Below are 18,141 nucleotides of genomic sequence, written 5' to 3' on the forward strand. Positions count from 1 at the left end.
GTCACTTACGAGTGAGTCATCAGTCAAGAAGATTCTGACGACTTCGTCAGAACTGATCCGGGGCGCTACGATGGCGGGCGTGACCACACAGACGGGTTCCGAGCCCAATCGCCTGGAGCGCCGCAAGGCGCGCACCCGGGCCGCGCTGGTGCGCTCGGCACAGTCATTTCTGGCACAGGGCAAGCTCAACGCGCCGATCCTGGAGATCACGCAGGCCGCCGACGTCGGCATGGGGTCGTTCTACAACCACTTCCAGAGCCGGGAGGAGCTGTTCCACGCCGCGATCGAGGAGGCGCTCGATCGGCACGGCGCCCTGCTGGACGAGTTGTGCGCGGACCTGGCCGACCCGGCCCAGGTGTTCGCGCAGAGCTTCCGGCTCACCGGCCGCCTGCATCGCCGCAACCCCACCCTCAGCAAGATGCTGCTCAACGACGGGCTCAACCTGCTCGGTTCCGACAAGGGGCTCGCGCCCCGCGCGCGGCGCGACATCGAGGCGGCCGTCGGCGCGGGGCGGTTCCAGGTCCGCGACCCAGGCTTGGCGATGACCATCGTCGGCGGCGCCACGCTCTGCCTGGGCCAGCTCCTGCACGAGCAACCCGAGCGCGACGACGCCGAGGCCACCGACCAGGTGGCCGAGGATCTGCTGCGCATGTTCGGCCTGCCGACCGAGGAGGCGCGCGAGATCTGCCGGCGCCCCCTGCCGCCGCTCGGCGCCGATGCGGTTGTGCGGTAACTACTTCGGCGGTTTGATCCCGAAGTCCAGGGCCGCGTCCAGCCAGCCCGCCGACACGATCCGCTCGATCACCGCGTCATCGGTCACCTTGATCTGGTGAGTCCACTTGCCGGGATAGGTCTCCTCGACGCTGACGATCAGCGGATCGGACAGCGGGCCGCGGGTGTCCAGGGTCAGCATGAGCAGGTCCTGAACACTGCTCTTGGACCGGGCGGGCGGCCACAGCCACGCGAACTTCCGGTCCGCGCCGTAGGAGACCTGGGATTTGGTGACCACGGTCCGGATGTCGCCGAGCCCCTCGATCCGCGGCGCGAGCCGGTGGAACAGCCGCAGTGCGCTCGGGCGCTCGGCGAAAAGCCGCTCGACGGTGTGCTGTTCGCTGCCCACGTGTGTCTCCGATCGATCGGCTCCCGGACGAGTGGTACCCACTTCGGCCACCGTAACCCGCCCGCTAGAGGTCGTCCTCTTCCGGTTGCTCACGGGCGGCTTCGGCGACGTCGTGCAGCGCGATCGCCAGCTCGAGTCCCAGGACGAGCATCGCGACGACATCCGGGCTCGACGGGCGGACCGGCGACGGCGGGCCGGACGCTTCGTCGTCGTCACTCCTTTCGAGCTCGCTGACCATGTTCTCCCCCTGCGGTTTTCGGCTCGCCTCAGCAGCGAGTCGGCGCGGGTTCGCCGCGGAATCGGGCTTCGAGGAAGGTCCAGGCCTCGGCCAGACCGGCGACCGCGGTGGTCATGTGCTCGGCGATCGGATACGGGGAGAAGGTGATCGGCGCGCCCGCGCGGCAATAGCGCGCCGCGATGCCGGCCACGGTTTCGAAGGGCGTCAGCTCGTCGAAGACGCCCTGCCAGATCAGCGTCGGCGCCTGCGGCACACCCTCGAAGTAGCGCAGGCTGTTCTCCCGCAGGACCGCGCGGGCGTCGGGACTGTCCATCAGGCTCTTGGTGGCCGCCAGTTGTTCGGCATTGCGGACGGCGCCGTGCAGCAGCAGGAAGCGCCGGCATTCGTCGTGGGTGATCTCGCGGAACCACAGTCCGGTGTCGTTGAGCTGATCCGAGATCGGCAGGCGCTCCGGATATTCGCGTTCCAGCCCCATGGCGGCGGCGAAGGCCAGGCCGAAGCCGGGATGGAAGCCGAAGCCGAGGCCGAGCGCCAGCTCTTCCAAGTCCGCCGGGATACCGCCCGCGGCGACACCGGCGAGCTTCAGATCCGGTGCGTAGCTCGGTTGTAATGCGGCGGCCCACGCGCTGGCCATACCGCCACCGGAGTAGCCCGCCAGCGCCACCTGGGAGGCGCCGAGGCCGAGTTCGGGCGCACGCTGCAAGGCCTTGACGCTGTCGAGGGTGACCATGCCGCTCAGCCGCGCGGCGCCGTAGGCGACCGTCGGGCCGAGGTAGTCGGGCAGGGCGATCGCCCAGCCGCGGCCCAGCGGCAGCACCGCACCCCAGGCGTCGAGGGTCTCCTCGTTCAACAGCGAGTACGACGGATTGCATTTGGTGCCGAGGGAATTGATCAGCGCCTGATAGGAGACCAGGGGCGGATTGGTGACCCCGGCCGGAATCAGCACCGTCGTCACGGCCATGATCGGGTTGCCGGCCGAGTTGGTCGACCGGAACGCGACATGCCAAATCGTCGTTCCCACATACAAACCCGTGTCCAGGCGCCGGGTCCGGACGACATCACCGGGCGCAAGATCGGCGAGATTGCCCGGTGCCGCGAAGAACGGGTCGGGATTCGGTGTGGGATACAGGGGTTGGGCGCTCGTCATCGGAGCCAGCGGCCCGATCGCGAGGACGCTCAGCAGCAACGCCAGGACCGTGGTCCACATCCGACGCATGGGGTACTTCCTTCTGATTGTCAACAGGTGCTCGGTGCGGGCTCGCCGCGGAAGCGGGCGTCCAGCCAGGCGACCGCGGCGGGAAAGCCCATGACCGCCGTCGCGAGGTGATCGGGGCTCGGGTAGAGCTGCGATTCCACGCGGACGCCGGCCCCGCAGTACCGGCGCAGGGTGTTCTCGACCGCGTCGACCGGAATCAACGGGTCGATCGGCGTGTGCCATTCGAAGATCGGCACCGACGGGACGCCGTCGAAGAGCTCCAGGCTGTTCTCCTCGGCGATCGCCCAGACCCGGGGGTCGTCGATGAGCGAGGTGCTGGTCGCGAGTTCGGCGGCACTGCGCATCGCGCCGCTGGCGATGAGTTCGATGGTGCAGCCGTTGGCCATCGCCGCGCGCACCTCGAGACCCGCGGGGTTCATCTGCTCGCTCAGCGGGAGCCGGTCGGGATATTCGCGTTCCAGTCCGAGCGCGGCGGCCATGGCCAGGCCGAACATCGGATGCGGGGCCAGCCCGAGGGCGTGCGCCATGGTGGCGATATTCATCGGCACCCCGCCCGCGGCGGCCCCGACCAGGCGCAATTCCGGGGCGTAGGCCGGGGCCAGGGCGGCGGCCCAGGCCGTGGCCATGCCGCCACCGGAGTAGCCGAGCATGGCGGCCGGGCTGCCCGCGAGACCGAGTCCGGGCGCACGCTGGGCGGCGCGGATGCCGTCGAGGGTGATCTGGCCGCCGAGGCGCGCCGCGCCGTAGGCGGCATTGGGTCCCAGATGATCGGGCAGAGCGACACTCCAGCCGCGCAACAGCATGGCGTTGAGCAGCGGCACGGCGCGGTAGAGCAGGTTGGGGTCGTAGTCGTAGAGGGCGTGCGACACCGCGCACCGCGTGCCGAGCCCGTTGATGATGTGCTGATAGGACAGCAGCGGCGCGCCGGGCTGCTGGTTGGCCGGTGTGAGCACCGTGGTGGTGGCCGCGATCGGGCGGCCCTTGGAATCGGTGGACCGGAATTTCACCAGACTGACTGTGGCGGTGGGGAAATACGGCAGCGGCGGCTGAGCGCGCACGTCCAGCACCGCACCGGGTTCCGCGGCCGCCAGGCCGGGCGGCGCGGCGTAGAAAGCGTCCGGGTCGGGTGCCGGGTAGATCGGCGCGGCGGCCGCGGGCCCGGGGCCGGTCGCGGTGCTGAGCAGGAGCGCGCTCAGCACCGCGACGACCACGTGCCGCCGGCGCGGCGGCTTCATGTGGCACTCGCTGTCGAATCGAATCGGTAGCGCACATCGGTGGCGGCCTCCGCCGCCAGCCAGAGCTGTGCGGCGAGGGCGCGATCCTGGGACAGCGCGCTCGACGGGCAGGGACCGACCGGGCCGCGGGTGTGCAGCAGCCGGGTGGGGCCCCAGTAGATCTCGGGGTCGGCGTCCGCCGAGGTGGCGGCGAAGAGCGTGGATCGAGCTGCGGCGGTGCGGGATTGACCGACCAGTCCGATGAACGGCTCGGCCACGTAGTCCAGCGGGGTCCCGGTCCGGGCCACCAGCGGGGTCGGGGCGACGCCGGGATGCACCGCGTAGGAGCGCCGTTCGGATCCGGCGGCCCGGAACCGGCGCTGCAACTCGCGTCCGAAGATCAGGGTGGCCAGCTTGGACTGCGCGTAGGCCCGCGATCGCCGGTAGCGGCGGCGATGGCAGGACAGGTCGTCGACGGCGAGGTCCGAGGTCCACTGGTGGGCGATGCTGGAGACCGAGATCACCCGGTCCGAGATCCGCCCGAGTAGTCGGCCGGTCAGCGCGAAGTGCCCGAGATAATTGATCCCGCAGTGCATTTCGAACCCGTCCGTGGTGCGGGCGAAAGGCACGTTCATGACACCGGCCAGGTTGATCAGGACATCGATCTCGCCGCATTCGGCGCTGAAGGCCCGAATCGACGCCAGATCGGCCAGATCCAGGGCCGCGACCGAGACGTCGCCGGCCGCCCGGTCGGCGATGGACTGGGCCCGGCGTGGGTCGCGGCAGGCCATGATCACCCGGGCGCCGGCCGCGGCCAAGGTCTCGGTGACCACCGCGCCGAGCCCGCCGTTGGCTCCGGTGATCACGAAGGTGCGGCCGGTCTGGTCCGGTAAGGGGTCGGGATTGCTCGCCATGGCGCCAGACCCTACGGAGACGGGCAATCGCGCGGCAATGCGTTTGTGGATTGTCCGGAGGGTCCGCCGGATCGTTGGACAATTCCCAAAGAGCCACGGCGCGAAGCTACTTCGCCGACCCCGTGTCCTAGCGTGGCCGAGGTCACCGCTGATACAGGAGATTTGCCCCATGGCCGATGAGCACGAACTCCGCACGTATATGAAGAAGGCGCTGCGGGAGTTGCAGACGACCAGGCAGCGCCTGGACGACGTCGAGGCTCGGGCTCGGGAACCGATCGCCATCGTCGGCATGGCGTGCCGCTATCCCGGCGGTGTGGCTACACCCGAGCAACTGTGGCAGGCGGTGGCCGAGGGCCGCGATCTGGTCTCGGAGTGGCCCGCCGACCGCGGCTGGGACACCGACGGTCTCTACGACCCCGAACCCGGGCAGCCGGGCAAGTCCTCGGTGAAGTCGGGCGGATTCGTCACCGGCGCCACCGAATTCGACGCCGGGTTCTTCGGGATCAGCCCGCGCGAGGCCCTGGCGATGGATCCGCAGCAGCGTCTGGTGCTGGAAACCGCGTGGGAGGCCTTCGAGCGCGCCGGTATCGATCCGGCGGCGGTCCGGGGCACCGATACCGGGGTGTTCGTCGGCATGATGTCGGATCCGCAGAGCCCCGCCGCGGGCGATCTGGGTCAGCAGGTACGCGAGGGTATTCAGCAGTTCCTGATGACCGGCCAGGCCGCCAGCATCGCCTCCGGCCGGGTCGCCTATGTCCTGGGCCTCGAGGGCCCCGCCGTCACCGTGGACACCGCGTGCTCGTCCTCGCTGGTCGCCATCCATCAGGCCGTGCGCTCGCTGCGCACCGGGGAAACCGGGCTGGCGCTGGCCGGCGGTGTGACGGTGATGACCACACCCGCCGCGTTCGTCGCCTTCTCCACCCAGCGCGCGCTGGCCGGCAACGGCCGGTGCAAGTCCTTCGCCGCCGGGGCCGACGGCACCGCGTGGGGCGAGGGCGTGGGAATGCTGCTGCTGGAACGTCTTTCCGAAGCACGGCGACTCGGGCATCGCGTGCTCGGCGTGGTGCGCGGTACCGCGGTGAACTCCGACGGCGCCTCCAACGGCCTGACCGCACCGAACGGGCTGTCCCAGCAGCGGGTGATCCGGGCGGCGCTGGCCGATGCCGGGCTGACCCCGGACGAGGTGGACGTCGTCGAGGCGCACGGCACCGGCACCGTGCTGGGCGACCCGATCGAGGCGACCGCGCTGCTGGGGACCTACGGCGCCCAGCGCGCGGACGGGCAGCCGCTGCTGCTCGGTTCGATCAAATCCAATATGGGCCACACCCAGGCCGCCGCCGGCGTGGGCGGCCTGATCAAGATGGTGCTCGGCATGCGGCACGGCATCGTCCCGCCGACGCTGCACGTCGACGCGCCGACGCCGCATGTGGACTGGGACGGCACGGTTCAGCTGGTCACCGCGGCGCAGGCCTGGCCCGGCCGCGACCGGCCGCGGCGGGCCGCGGTGTCCTCCTTCGGCATCAGCGGCACCAACGCCCATGTCGTCATCGAACAGGGCGACCCGGATCTCCTGGCGGATCGGTCCGCCGACAGCATTGCTCCTCCGGTGATCCCCTGGGTGGTCGCCGGCCGGTCCCCCGAAGCGCTTGCCGCCCAGGCACGTTCGCTGCTCGACTGGATCGAGGCCGGGCGGCACGCCGACCCGGTGGATATCGGGTTCGCCCTGGCGAGTTCGCGGATGCGGTTCGAGCATCGCGCGGTGATCGCCGGGCAGCGCACCGAGGAGCTGGTCTCCGGTCTCGCCGCGCTCGCGCAGGGGCGCGGCGAGGCCGGGGTCGTCACCGGGGCCGCGCCCGGGCCGGCCGTCACCGCGGCGATGTTCCCGGGGCAGGGCGCCCAGCGCGTCGGCATGGGCCGGGAGCTCTACGACGCGTACCCGGTCTATCGCGCGGCCTTCGACGAGGTGTGCGCGGAGTTCGACGGCGTACTCGATGTCGCGCTGCGGGAGGTGGTCTTCGCCGATCCCTACCTGCCCGCGACCGGCGTCCTGGATCGGACCGCGACCACCCAGGCGGCCCTGTTCGCCACCGAGGTCGCCCTGTTCCGGCTGGCCGAATCCTGGGGACTGCGACCGGATTTCGTGATGGGGCACTCGATCGGTGAAATCGTCGCCGCCTACGTCGCCGGGGTCTGGAGTCTGGCCGACGCGTGCGCCCTGGTGGCCGCGCGCGGCCGGCTGATGCAGGCGGCGCCGGAGGGTGCGATGCTCGCGGTCGCCGCCGAGGCCGACGCCGTCGCCGAGCTGCTGCGCGCGCACAGCGGCGCGGTGGCCATCGCCGCGGTGAACGGACCTGCCGCCGTGGTGATTTCGGGTACGGAGGCCGCGGTGGACGCCGTGGCGGCCCGGTTGCGGTCCGACGGTGTGCGCACTTCCCGGCTGCGGGTCAGCCATGCCTTCCACTCCCCCCTGATGGATCCGGTGCTGGCCGACTTCGCCGAGGTGTGCCGCGGCCTGACGTATCTGCCGCCGGCCATTCCGGTCGTCTCGGCACTGACCGGCAAGGTCGCCGACGCCGCCGAGCTGTGCGCCCCGGATTACTGGGTGAGCCACCTGCGCGAACCGGTCCGGTACGCCGACGCGGTGCGCTGGGCCCGCGAAGAGGGCGGCGTCGAGTGTTTCGCCGAGATCGGGCCGGGCACGGCGCTGTCGGGCATGGTGCTGGACGCGCTGCCGGACGCGGAGGACCCGGTGGCCGTGACGGTCGCCGCCCTGCAACGACCGGGCAGTCCGGGCGAGACCGCGTTCGTCTCCGGGCTCTCGACCCTGTATTGCGCCGGTACGCCGCTGGATTGGGCGCGGCTGTTCGACGGCGCCGGGCCGCGCCTGGTCGATCTGCCGACCTATGCCTTCCAGCGCGAACGTTTCTGGCTCGAGGTGAGCTCCGGCGGCAATGTCCGCGCGGCCGGGCTCGGCGCCACCGACCATCCGCTGCTCGGGGCGAAGATCGACCTGGCCGCCGACGGCGGCATGCTGCTGACCGGGCGGCTGTCGCTGCACGCCCAGCCCTGGCTGGCCGGGCACCGGATCGGCGGCGCGGTCCTGCTGCCCGGCGCCGCCTTCGTCGACCTGGCCTGGCACACCGGCGAATTGGCGGACTGCCCGGTGCTGGGCGAACTGGTGCTGGAAGCACCGTTGGTGCTGCCCGAGACCGGCGCGGTGGACATGCAGATCGCTCTCGGTCCGCGGCAGGACTCCGGCGAACGCTCGATCACGATGTACTCGCGCCCGCAGACCGCGGACGACGAACTCCCGTGGACCGCGCACGCGACCGGCGTCGTGCAGCCCGCCGCAGCGAAACGGGCTGCGGCCGAGCAGTTCCCCGCCTGGCCGCCCGCCGGGGCGATCTCCGTCGGCGAGGCGGATCCCTACGAGATGCTGACCGCCGCCGGATACGCCTACGGCCCCGCGTTCCGCGGGCTGCGCCGGATCTGGCGGCACGGCCAGGATGTGCTGGCCGAGGTGGAGCTGCCGGAGACCGCCCGCGCGGAGGCCGCCCGCTTCGGGTTGCATCCGGCCCTGCTGGACGCGGCCCTGCACGCCATGATCGCCACCGGCGCCACGGGACCGGCCGAGGCCGGGCAGGTGCGGCTGCCGTTCGCCTGGGAAGGCGTGTCGCTGTACGCGGTCGGCGCATCCGCGTTGCGGGTCCGGCTGGCGCCCGCGGGGGACGACCGCATCCGGCTCGAATTGTTCGATCCCACGGGCGGATTGGTCGCCCGGGCGGAGTCGCTGGTCTTGCGGTCGGTGCGCTTGGACGCGCTCGGCCACACCGCGGTCACCGCGGATCAGGCGCTGTACGAGATGAATTGGGTTCCGGCGGCCAAGGCCGAGGCGGAACCCGAGAGCGGCGAATGGCGGTGCACCGACCTCTCGGATGCCCTCGCACCCGAACTCTGCGTCGCCGGCGATCGCGAATTCGCCGTCGTGCGCGCCTTCGATGGTCCGGTGGCGCCGAGCTTCCCGGAAACCGTCCGGGACCGCGTGGTGGCCGTGCAGCAGTGCGTGCAGCGCCTGCTGACCGACGAGATCCTGGCGACCGCGCCGGTGGTCGTCGTCACCCACGGTGGCGTCGCCGTGCACGGCGCCGAAGATGTCGGCGATCTCGCGGCCGCCGCGGTGTGGGGCCTGCTGCGCAGTGCGCAGACCGAAAACCCCGGCCGCCTCACCCTGCTCGACCTGGACGACCCGCGCGACTATCGCGCCGCGGTACTCGCCGCGACGGCCACGAACGAGCCGCAGGTGGCGCTGCGCCACGGCGAAGCCTTCGTGCCGCGGCTGACACGAGCGGGCACCGACACCGTCGACGGGGCCACCTCGGTTTACGACGACGACTGGGAGCTGACCACCCGCGGGCGCGGCACCCTGGACGGCGAGAACATGATCCTGGCGCACCGCGCGGGCGATCGAGCGCCGTTGGAATCCGGGCAGGTCCGCATCGCCCTGCGCGCGGCGGGCGTCAACTTCCGCGACGTCCTGATCGTGCTCGGCATGTACCCGATCCCGGGGACGGCGGTGGGCGGCGAGGGCTCGGGTGTCGTGGTCGAGGTCGGGCCCGACGTCGGCGACCTCGTGCCCGGCGACCGGGTGATGGGCATCTTCACCGGTGTGAGCGCCACCGTGGTGGCCGATCATCGCACCGTCGTGCGGATTCCCGCGGGCTGGTCGTTCGAGGAGGCCGCGGCCGCCCCGATCGTCTTCGCGACGGCGTATTACGCCCTCGTGGACCTGGCCGCGGCTCAACCCGGCGAGTCGCTGCTGTTGCACGCGGCCACCGGCGGCGTCGGCATGGCCGCGGTGCAGCTGGCCCGGCACCTCGGGCTCGAGCTGTATGTCACGGCCAGTCCGGGCAAGTGGGATGTGCTGCGCGACATCGGGTTCGACGACGATCGCATCGGCAACACCCGCACCGTGGAATTCGCGGCGAAGTTCCTCGCGGCCACCGGCGGCCGGGGCGTGGACGTGGTGCTCGACTCGCTGGCGGGTGACAAGGTCGATGCCTCGCTGGAGCTGCTGCCGCGCGGCGGGCGCTTCATCGAGATGGGGCTCACCGACCTGCGTGATCCTGCCGAGGTCGCGGCCCGGCATCCCGGTGTCGTCTATCGCAACTTCCTGCTCATGGAGGCCGGGCCGGAGCGGCTGGGCGAGATCCTGGGCGCACTCGGCGACCTCTTCCGGACCGGTGTGCTGCAACCGCTTCCGGTCGCCGCCTGGGATGTCCGGCGCGCCCCCGAGGCCTTCCGCTTCCTGAGCCAGGCCCGGCACATCGGCAAGAACGTCCTGACCGTGCCCACCGCGCTGGACCCGGACGGCACCGTGCTCGTCACCGGCGGCACCGGTGGTCTCGGTGCGCTGGCGGCCCGGCATCTGGTGACCGCGCACGGCGTGCGGCGCCTGCTGCTGACCAGCCGGCGCGGCGCCGACTCCGCGGGCGCGGGTGCGCTGGCCGCCGAATTGGCCGCGCTCGGCGCCGAAGTCGAGATCGCCGCCTGCGATGTCGGCGATCCGGTGGCGCTGCGCCGCCTGCTCGCGACCGTGCCGCAGCAGCGCCCGCTGACCGCCGTGGTGCACGCGGCCGGCGTGGTGGACGACGCGGTGTTCTCCGCGCAGACCCCCGAGCGCATCGCCACGGTGTTCCGCGCCAAGGTCGACGCCGCCTGGCATCTGCACGAGGCGACCGCGGATCTGCCCCTGGCCGCGTTCCTCACCTACTCCTCGGTCGCCGGCCTGCTCGGCGCGCCCGGGCAGGCGAATTACGCCGCGGCCAACGGCTTCCTGGACGCCCTGGCCCAGCATCGGCGCCACCACCGGCTGCCCGCCACCTCGCTGGCCTGGGGGCTGTGGGAGCGGGCGACCGGCATCACCGGCGAGCTGACCGAACGCGACATCCTGCGGATGCGCCGCGAAGGGCTGATTCCGCTCGGCGACGAGGAGGGCATGGCGCTGTTCGACGCGGCGCTCGCGCTCGGGTCGCCGCTGGCGGTGCCCGCCCGGCTCGATGTCTCGGCCCTGCGGTCCCACGATCCCGAGGAGCTGCCGGTGGTGCTGCGCGCGCTGGTGCGCGCGGTCCGGCGCACCGCCGACACCGCCTCCGGTGAGTCGTCGAAGTTGCAGGCCGCACTGGCCGGGCTGGGTCAGGCCGAGCAGGAACGGATGGTGCTCACCGTCATCCGCTCGCATGCCGCGGCCGTGCTCGGGCACTCCTCCCCCGATGCCGTTCCGGCCGAAACCGCCTTCACCGACCTCGGTTTCGACTCGCTCGGCGCGGTCGAGTTCCGCAATCGACTCAAGTCGTCCACGGGGGCGAAGCTGCCGACGACGGTGGTCTTCGACTATCCCAACGCCGCCGCGCTGGCCCGCTACATCAGGTCCGAGATCGCACCGGTCGACGATCCGGCCGGGCGGATCGCCGCGCACCTGGACGCGCTGGCCGCCGGGTGCGCGGACGTGCGACTGGCGCCGGATCAGCTCGGCACGCTGCTGGCCCGGGTCAACGAGATCGTGCGGACTCTGCAGGGCGGCCCCGCCGAGGTGGTCGCCGACGACATCGACAACGCCGAGGACGACGAGCTCTTCGACATGATCGACCGTGTCGGGCCCGCGGGTCTGGGCTGAGCAGGAAGCGAGAGTCGGCCAATGGCAACCGAAGACGAGCTCCGGGACTATCTCAAGCGCGCCACCCGCCAGCTGCACGAAACCCGCCAGCTGCTCGCCGCCGAGCAGCAGCGGGCGCACGAGCCGATCGCGATCATCGGGATGGCCTGCCGGTTCCCCGGCGGGATCAGCTCACCGGAACAGTACTGGCAGGCCCTGGCCGAGGGCCGGGATCTGATCTCGGGGTTCCCGGACGACCGCGGCTGGGACCTCGACGGCCTCTACGATCCCGATCCGGACAAGTTCGCGAAATCCTATGTGCGCGAAGGCGGATTCCTCGACCGGCCGGGCGGATTCGATGCCGGATTCTTCGGCATCGGCCCGCGGGAGGCGGGCGCGATGGACCCGCAGCAGCGCCTGCTGCTCGAGGTCGCCTGGGAGTCGGCCGAGCGGGCCCGCCTGGATCCGGCCGGGCTGCGCGGCAGTTCGACCGGGGTGTTCATCGGACTCAGCGACCAGGGCTACGGATTCGGCGCGGCCGCGGAGTGGGACGGCGCCGAAACCTATTACTTCACCGGCAATTGGGCCGCGATGGCCGCCGGCCGGATCGCCTATTTTCTCGGTTTGGAGGGGCCGGCGGTCACCCTGGACACGGCGTGTTCCTCCTCGCTGGTAGCCCTGCATCAAGGGGTGCGGGCCCTGCGCGGCGGCGAATGCTCCTTGGCCTTGGCGGGCGGGGCGACGGTGATGTCCACACCGGGTCCGTTCGCGCTGTTCTCCCGCCAGCGCGCCCTCGCGCCGGACGCGCGCTGCAAGTCCTTCGCCGCCGCGGCGGACGGCACCGCGTGGGGTGAAGGCGTCGGAATGCTGGTGCTGGAACGTCTTTCCGACGCCCAGCGCCACGGCCATCCGGTGCTCGCGGTGGTGCGCGGTTCGGCGGTCAACGCCGACGGCGCCTCCAACGGTCTGACCGCGCCCAACGGCCTGGCCCAGCAACGCGTGATCCGCGCCGCGCTGGCCGACGCCGGTCTGCGGGCCGCCGAGGTCGATGTGGTCGAGGGACACGGCACGGGGACGGTGCTCGGTGATCCGGTCGAGGCGCAGGCGCTGCTGGCCGCCTACGGCGCCGAGCGCGATCAGCCGCTGCTGCTCGGCTCGGTGAAATCCAATATGGGACATACCCAGTCGGCCGCGGGCGTCGCGGGACTGATCAAGGTGGTGCAGGCGCTGCGGCACGCGGTGGTGCCGCCCACCCTGCACGCCGACGAGCCGACGCCGCACGTCGAGTGGCCCGCCGACGGCATGCGGCTGGCCACCGCGGCACAGCCGTGGCCGAATACGGGCCGGGCCCGGCGGGCGGCGGTGTCCTCGTTCGGCATCAGCGGCACGAACGCGCACGTCATCGTCGAGCAGGCCCCGGAAGCGGCAGTGCCTGCGGAACCGGCGACTTCCGGCGTGGTCGCCTGGACGGTGTCCGCACGGACGCCGGAGGCGTTGCGGGCCCAGGCCGCGCGGCTGCGCGACGCCCGCTTGGCCGACACGACCACCGGTGCCGCCGATTTCGGGTATGCGCTGGCCCGGACCAGGACCGTGTTCGAACGCCGCGCCGTCGTGGTCGGGCGCACGCCCGAGGTCCTGCTGGACGGCCTGACCGCGCTGGCCGAGGGGCGGCCCGCCGCCGCGGTCGTCGGCGCGGCAGGCGTCGCGCGCGGCAAGACGGCCCTGCTGCTGCCCGGGCAGGGTGTGCAGCGAATCGGCATGGGCGCCGAGCTCTACGCGGCCTTCCCGCCCTTCGCGGCGGCTTTCGACGAGGTCTGCGCGGCCTTCGACCCACATCTCGAACAGCCCTTGCGCACAGTAATATTCACGCCCGGCGGGGACCCGGCTGCCCTGCTCGATCGCACCGATTACACCCAGCCCGCGATCTTCGCGATCGAAGTAGCCCTGGCCCGGCTGCTCGAAACTCTCGGATCGACCCCGGATTTCGTCGTCGGCCATTCGGTCGGCGAACTCGCCGCGGCGCATTTCGCCGGAGTATTCGCACTGCCGGACGCGGCGGAGGTGGTCGCGGCCCGGTCGCGGCTGATGCTGGCCATGCCCGAGGGCGCCATGCTCGCGGTGCGCGCGACCGAGCATGAGGTGTCGGAATCGCTGCGCGGCTACGAATCCGAGGTCTCGGTGGCCGCCGCCAACGGCCCCAACGCGACCGTGCTGTCCGGTGACCCGGACGCGGTGACCCGGCTCGGGCGGTACTGGCGGGGGCGGGGCAGACGGGTCACGCGGCTCGCTGCCGAACGGGCCTTCCATTCGCCGCACGTCGACGCCGTCCTGGACGAATTCCGGCAGGTGCTCGCCGCCGTGCGGCTGAGCGCCCCGCGCATCCCGTTGATTTCCACCGTGACCGGAACCCTCGCGACCGCCGAGGAGCTGACCTCGGTCGACTACTGGTTGCGGCAGGCCCGGGAGCCGGTGCGCTTCCACGACGCCGTCACCGGCCTGCACGCGCGCGGGGTGACCACATTCCTGGAGTGCGGCCCCGGCGACGTGCTGTCCGGACTCGTGCACGAGGCGCTCGCCGAATCCGGGATCGCGGCCGTCCCGGTCCTGCGCCCCGGCGTGGACGAGCCCACCGCGCTCGGCAAAGCCCTCGCCGCCGCCTGGGTGCGTGGCGCGGACCTGGACTGGGGTGCGCTGTACGGCGATCGCCGGCCCGCCCCGGTGGATCTACCCACCTATCCCTTTCAGCGACAGGACTATTGGATGCGACTGGACGGAGCCCGGATGGGCAGCCTGATCGGGGCATCGGGTGCGGAGTTCGTCGCGGGTACAAGCCCTGCCCCGCCGATCACCGAGCCCGCGCCCCTACCCACCCGGAGACTCGCCCTGCCCCCGGACGTCACCCCCGCCCAACGCACGGAGTTCACCCAGCGCCTGGTGCTGACCCAACTGCGCGCGATCCTCATCGACCGGGCCGAGGAGGACATCGATCTCGAGGCGACCATCCTCGAGATCGGGCTCACCTCGCTGTCCGTGCTCGAATTCCGCAGCCTGCTCAACACCGCCGCCGGCACCGCGCTGACCCTCGAGGACCTGTTCCGCAATCCCACCCCCCGCGCGCTGGCCGACCTGCTCGGCATCGAGATATTCGGCGCGGCAGCCCTTTCCGAGGAGGTGCCCGCATGACCACGACCGCCGGGCTCGCCTTCGAGCAGCTCGCGCCGCGCGCACTCGCGCACCGGCGCGCACTGGCCGAGGTGTACGTGGCCGATACCGCGCCGGCGGGTGACGGCGGATACCTGGCCGCGATCCAACTGCCGCGGGCGCATTCGCTGTGGTTCGACCGGCTGGTCCGCTACCACGATCCGCTCTGCGCCGTCGAGGCGATCCGGCAGTCCCTGCTGGTGATCGGACAGCGGCACCTCGAGGTGCCCGCCGATGCCCCGGCGAGCCTGCAACAGCTCTCGATCGAGGTGGAGGACCTCGACGCCTTCCGCGACAACGAACGCGAACCCCTGGAGGGGCTGGTGCGGCTGCGGTCCGACGAGGACGCGGCCGGGCCCGGCTACTACCGCAACCTGTCCTTCGAAGCCACGCTGACCATCGGCGCGGCACGCGCGATGACGGTGCGCGGCAGCGGCATCACCTTCCCGCGCGACGCCTACGAGGAGTTCCGCGGCCTGCAACGCGCCCAGCGCCCCGCCACCGCACCCCTGCCCCCCGCACGACCTTTGGATCCGGCACTGGTCGGACGCCGCGACCCGCGCAATGTAGTGCTCGCCGACGGCCGCGACGACATCCCGCTGGTGATCGTCGACCAGGCCCACCCGACCTTCTTCGACCACCCCTACGACCACGTGCCGGGCCCGCTACTGCTCGAGGCGTTCCGGCAGGCGGCCGTGCACGCCGCGACCACCGCGGGCGCGCTCGCGACACCCGTGGCGGCGCCGATGGCGATCAGCGCCGAATTCACCGGGTTCGCCGAGCTGGACGCCGAACTCACCTACTGGGCCGAGTTCGAGAGCACGGCCGACCCCGACGACATCGCCGTGACCGTCTGCCTGCACCAGCACGGCACCCGAATCGGCTGCGCCCGAGTCGAATTGATGCCCTACCCCACCCCGCTGCCGGAGGAGACGAACAGATGACCGGACGACGTTACGCGGTAGTCGGCGGCGGCATGTCCGGCCTGGCGGCCGCGTACCACCTGGAGCAGGCCGGACATCAGGTCGACCTGTTCGAACGCGACGCCCGGCTCGGCGGCCGGTGCGGCCCCGACCTGCTCGGTGATCGGCCGATCATGGTGGGCGGCAAGAACATCGGCCGCCGCTATCACGAAGTGCGCGCGTTCCTGGCGGCGGCGGGCGCGGATCGGTACGAGCCGTTCGGCATCAACAGCTCGCAGGTCATCGACGACAAGCTGGTCACCCTCGACAACCCGGGCCTGCTCGGCAAGATCGCGCATCTGTTCCGCGCCGGGTCGGTCGCCGACGCGGTCAAGACGATCAATTTCGGCGCACGCATCCTGGCCGACGAACGCAACCGCTACCTGGACTCGGCGTTCTTCGCACGCACCGCCGCCGAGGACGGACCCGTCAGCGACTACTTCGGTGCCGAATTCACGCGGAATGTGCTGCGGCCGATCACGGTTCGCCTCAATGCCGCCGAACCCGAGGAAGCCTTCCTCGGCGCGTTCGGAGTGAGCCTGGGCATGGTCATGGATCGCTACGACCAGCTGGTCGACGGGATTCAACCGGCACTGGCCTGGCTCGAGGGGCGCGTCGGGGTCCGGCTCGGCGCGGAGGTGACCGGGCTCGTGGTGCGCGACGGACAGGTGCGCGGGCTACAGGTCGCCGAGAACGACAGGCCGCCAGTGGAATACGAGTACGACGGCGTCGTCCTGGCGACGACCGCGCGAGTGGCGGCCCCGTTGCTCGCACCGCACGACCCGGAGCTCGGAACGCTGCTGGCGGGGGTGCGCTACTTTCCGTCCACGGTGGCGGTCGTGCGCTACGACCAGCCGCTGTTCAACCCCACGGTGCGGTCGGTGGCCTTCGACTCCGGTCCGTGCAGCGCCGCGGGGGTCTACGGCGTCAACGATCTCGACATCGTCCGATACACCTTCAGCGGCCGCACGGCCCGGCCGGCGCCGGACGCCCCACAGCTCGCGGCGTGGATCGATGCGGCAGAGCAGCGGGTGCGGACACTGCTCCACCCCGGTCCCGCGGTGCGCGTCGAAAGCACCACGCGGACCTGGGAAGCCGCGCACTGCGCCTATGTGCCACACCACAGTCGATTCCTGGCGCTGGTGCGCACCGCGCTCACCCGCACCACCGGGCTGCGATTGGCCGGCGACTATCTGGCCGGCGCGCAACTCGAGGCCTGCTTCCGCAGCGGGCGCGAGGCGGCGCACCAGCTGTCGGCCGAACCCGCGCCCGAGGGTCAGCACGCCCGCCGGTAGTGCGGCAGATCGCCCGCGAGCAGCGCGATCCGGGCCCGCAGAATCCCCTCGGCGGTGGTCATATCCAGCGCGGTGATCGTGGCGATGCGGCGCAGCCGATAGTCGACGGTATTGGGATGGACGTGCATGCGCCGGCCCGTCGCCTTCCGGTTCAGCCCGGTCTCCAGATAGGTGCGCAGCGTGTCCAGCAGTTCGGGATACTCCGCCAGCGGCGCGAGCACCCGCACCAGCTGGTCGCGCGCGGGGCCCGGACGCGTCAGCTGGTATTCGATGGCGAGATCGGCCAGCCGGTAGGCCCCAGCGGGCCGCCCGATGCCGGTGACCAGATCCAGCAGTTCGTGGGCATCCTCGGCGGCGACGGGGATCTGTTCGGTGCGCGCGGTGACGACCGTGGCCGTCAGCTCGACCTGCGCGGCCGCACCGAGCCGGGCCAGCACCGCATCGGTCAGCGCGGGCGAACCCGGCTCGGCCACCGGAATCAGCAGGGTGCCGCCGTGCGCGCCGAGCAGCGCGAGCGAGCGGGACCCGAACGCGTCGGCCAGTGCGGCTTGCAGGCGGCGCAACTTCCGGCGCGCCGCGACCTGGGTGTCCACCCGCGGATGCCGTTCATCGGCGTGCGGCGGAATGAGCAGCGCGACCACCTCGTAGTGTTCGGCGACCTCGATCCCGGTCTGCCGGGTGAGAGCGGCGACCCCGTGCCCGCTGAGCAGCGCCGACACCAGGGTCTGCGCCACGGTCTGATGCTCGCGCGCGACGTCGCGCTGTTCGGCGGTGTAGGCCGCCGCGACCGCGGTGTTGATCGCCTCCAGCAGCCGCAGCACCAGCCGGGTGGCCGCGATCAGGTCCGGCAGATCCGCCGCGGTCACATGCCCCACCACCAGATCGAAGCCGATCCGGAAGCCCTCGTAATAGGTCTGCACGATGGTCTCGAGCGGCACGCCCTCGCGGGCCCACTGCGCCGCCGACTCCCGCACCCCGGCCAGCTGTTCCTCGGTCGGCGGTGTGCGCTGATCCAGCATCTGCATCGCCAGCGTCAGGCACGCGCGGGTGATCGCGGTGACATCACCGCGGATCTCCTCACCCGGCAGCGTCTGGCAGGGCGCGACATTGGTGGCGAAGTGGCTGACGAGCTCCGCGGCAAGGCTTTTGGCCTCGCCGAGCAGAGTCGAGGCCGTGCGCCCGTCGATGCCGATCGGCTCCGCCGGGTGGCCGAGGTGAGAAGAAATCATCGAGTTACTCCGTACCGCCTGGGTGATCAACCCGTCCGCTCGGGTTGGTTGCGGACGCTATCGACTACCGCGCGCACCCGTGGCCCGGCGCCGTCGACAT

General features: G+C 71.7%; 11 protein-coding genes. 5 read left to right on the forward strand and 6 right to left on the reverse strand.

Translation table 11 applies throughout. The features are described from left to right. Positions 1 to 79: 79 nt before the first annotated feature. Entirely contained in the window at positions 80 to 733 is a 654-nt protein-coding gene (locus tag AB0H76_RS19880; protein WP_357325627.1) for a TetR/AcrR family transcriptional regulator, read from the forward strand. Here the strand turns inward: AB0H76_RS19880 and AB0H76_RS19885 are convergent, their stop codons facing one another. The 5 genes from AB0H76_RS19885 to AB0H76_RS19905 all read right to left on the reverse strand — a co-directional run bounded on the left by AB0H76_RS19885 (position 734) and on the right by AB0H76_RS19905 (position 4,702). Next, positions 734 to 1,120 (reverse strand): DUF5655 domain-containing protein, encoded by a 387-nt coding sequence (locus AB0H76_RS19885; RefSeq protein ID WP_357325630.1) that lies wholly within the window; start codon positions 1,118 to 1,120, stop codon positions 734 to 736. It lies immediately after the preceding gene. 64 nt (positions 1,121 to 1,184) lie between these two features. Continuing rightward, entirely contained in the window at positions 1,185 to 1,358 is a 174-nt protein-coding gene (locus AB0H76_RS19890; protein ID WP_357325633.1) for a hypothetical protein, read from the reverse strand. A gap of 28 nt (positions 1,359 to 1,386) precedes the next feature. Continuing rightward, a complete protein-coding gene (locus tag AB0H76_RS19895) occupies positions 1,387 to 2,505 on the reverse strand; it encodes a lipase family protein (RefSeq protein ID WP_357326268.1) in 1,119 nt (372 codons plus the stop codon). Positions 2,506 to 2,594: 89 nt separating this feature from the next. Continuing rightward, positions 2,595 to 3,809, reverse strand: a complete 1,215-nt coding sequence (locus tag AB0H76_RS19900; protein WP_357325636.1) for a lipase family protein — start codon at positions 3,807 to 3,809, stop codon at positions 2,595 to 2,597. Beyond that, on the reverse strand, positions 3,806 to 4,702 hold the full coding sequence (locus AB0H76_RS19905; protein ID WP_357325638.1) for an SDR family NAD(P)-dependent oxidoreductase: 897 nt from the start codon (positions 4,700 to 4,702) through the stop codon (positions 3,806 to 3,808). Before AB0H76_RS19905 ends, AB0H76_RS19900 begins: the two co-directional genes overlap by 4 nt. Positions 4,703 to 4,871: 169 nt before the next feature. Between AB0H76_RS19905 and AB0H76_RS19910 the strand changes: the two genes are divergently transcribed. Genes AB0H76_RS19910 through AB0H76_RS19925 form a run of 4 tightly spaced genes read left to right on the forward strand, consistent with a single transcriptional unit; the run spans position 4,872 to position 16,812 of the window. Continuing rightward, positions 4,872 to 11,375 (forward strand): type I polyketide synthase, encoded by a 6,504-nt coding sequence (locus AB0H76_RS19910; protein ID WP_357325641.1) that lies wholly within the window; start codon positions 4,872 to 4,874, stop codon positions 11,373 to 11,375. A gap of 21 nt (positions 11,376 to 11,396) precedes the next feature. Further along, positions 11,397 to 14,537: a beta-ketoacyl synthase N-terminal-like domain-containing protein gene (locus AB0H76_RS19915; RefSeq protein ID WP_357325644.1), complete on the forward strand. Its 3,141-nt coding sequence runs from the start codon at positions 11,397 to 11,399 to the stop codon at positions 14,535 to 14,537. Continuing rightward, the gene (locus AB0H76_RS19920; protein WP_357325647.1) at positions 14,534 to 15,499 is read left to right on the forward strand and encodes an AfsA-related hotdog domain-containing protein; all 966 of its coding nucleotides are present in this window, start codon (positions 14,534 to 14,536) and stop codon (positions 15,497 to 15,499) included. The genes AB0H76_RS19915 and AB0H76_RS19920 overlap by 4 nt, the downstream gene beginning before the upstream one ends. Further along, positions 15,496 to 16,812, forward strand: coding sequence for an FAD-dependent oxidoreductase (locus tag AB0H76_RS19925; RefSeq protein ID WP_357325650.1), 1,317 nt, complete (start codon positions 15,496 to 15,498; stop codon positions 16,810 to 16,812). Before AB0H76_RS19920 ends, AB0H76_RS19925 begins: the two co-directional genes overlap by 4 nt. Here the strand turns inward: AB0H76_RS19925 and AB0H76_RS19930 are convergent. Then, positions 16,794 to 18,041, reverse strand: a complete 1,248-nt coding sequence (locus tag AB0H76_RS19930) for a helix-turn-helix domain-containing protein (protein ID WP_357325653.1) — start codon at positions 18,039 to 18,041, stop codon at positions 16,794 to 16,796. The two genes, AB0H76_RS19925 and AB0H76_RS19930, sit on opposite strands and share 19 nt — an antisense overlap. Between the last annotated feature and the right edge of the window lie 100 nt (positions 18,042 to 18,141).

Source organism: Nocardia sp. NPDC050712, from assembly GCF_040654295.1.
Taxonomy (GTDB): domain Bacteria; phylum Actinomycetota; class Actinomycetes; order Mycobacteriales; family Mycobacteriaceae; genus Nocardia.

Excerpts from the sequence above, each read along its gene's own strand:
- AB0H76_RS19890 (WP_357325633.1), bottom strand. The coding sequence starts at position 1,358 with ATGGTCAGCGAGCTCGAAAGGAGTGACGACGACGAAGCGTCCGGCCCG.
- AB0H76_RS19895 (WP_357326268.1), bottom strand. The coding sequence starts at position 2,505 with ATGACGAGCGCCCAACCCCTGTATCCCACACCGAATCCCGACCCGTTC.
- AB0H76_RS19900 (WP_357325636.1), bottom strand. The coding sequence starts at position 3,809 with ATGAAGCCGCCGCGCCGGCGGCACGTGGTCGTCGCGGTGCTGAGCGCG.
- AB0H76_RS19905 (WP_357325638.1), bottom strand. The coding sequence starts at position 4,702 with ATGGCGAGCAATCCCGACCCCTTACCGGACCAGACCGGCCGCACCTTC.
- AB0H76_RS19910 (WP_357325641.1), top strand. The coding sequence starts at position 4,872 with ATGGCCGATGAGCACGAACTCCGCACGTATATGAAGAAGGCGCTGCGG.
- AB0H76_RS19915 (WP_357325644.1), top strand. The coding sequence starts at position 11,397 with ATGGCAACCGAAGACGAGCTCCGGGACTATCTCAAGCGCGCCACCCGC.
- AB0H76_RS19920 (WP_357325647.1), top strand. The coding sequence starts at position 14,534 with ATGACCACGACCGCCGGGCTCGCCTTCGAGCAGCTCGCGCCGCGCGCA.
- AB0H76_RS19925 (WP_357325650.1), top strand. The coding sequence starts at position 15,496 with ATGACCGGACGACGTTACGCGGTAGTCGGCGGCGGCATGTCCGGCCTG.
- AB0H76_RS19930 (WP_357325653.1), bottom strand. The coding sequence starts at position 18,041 with ATGATTTCTTCTCACCTCGGCCACCCGGCGGAGCCGATCGGCATCGAC.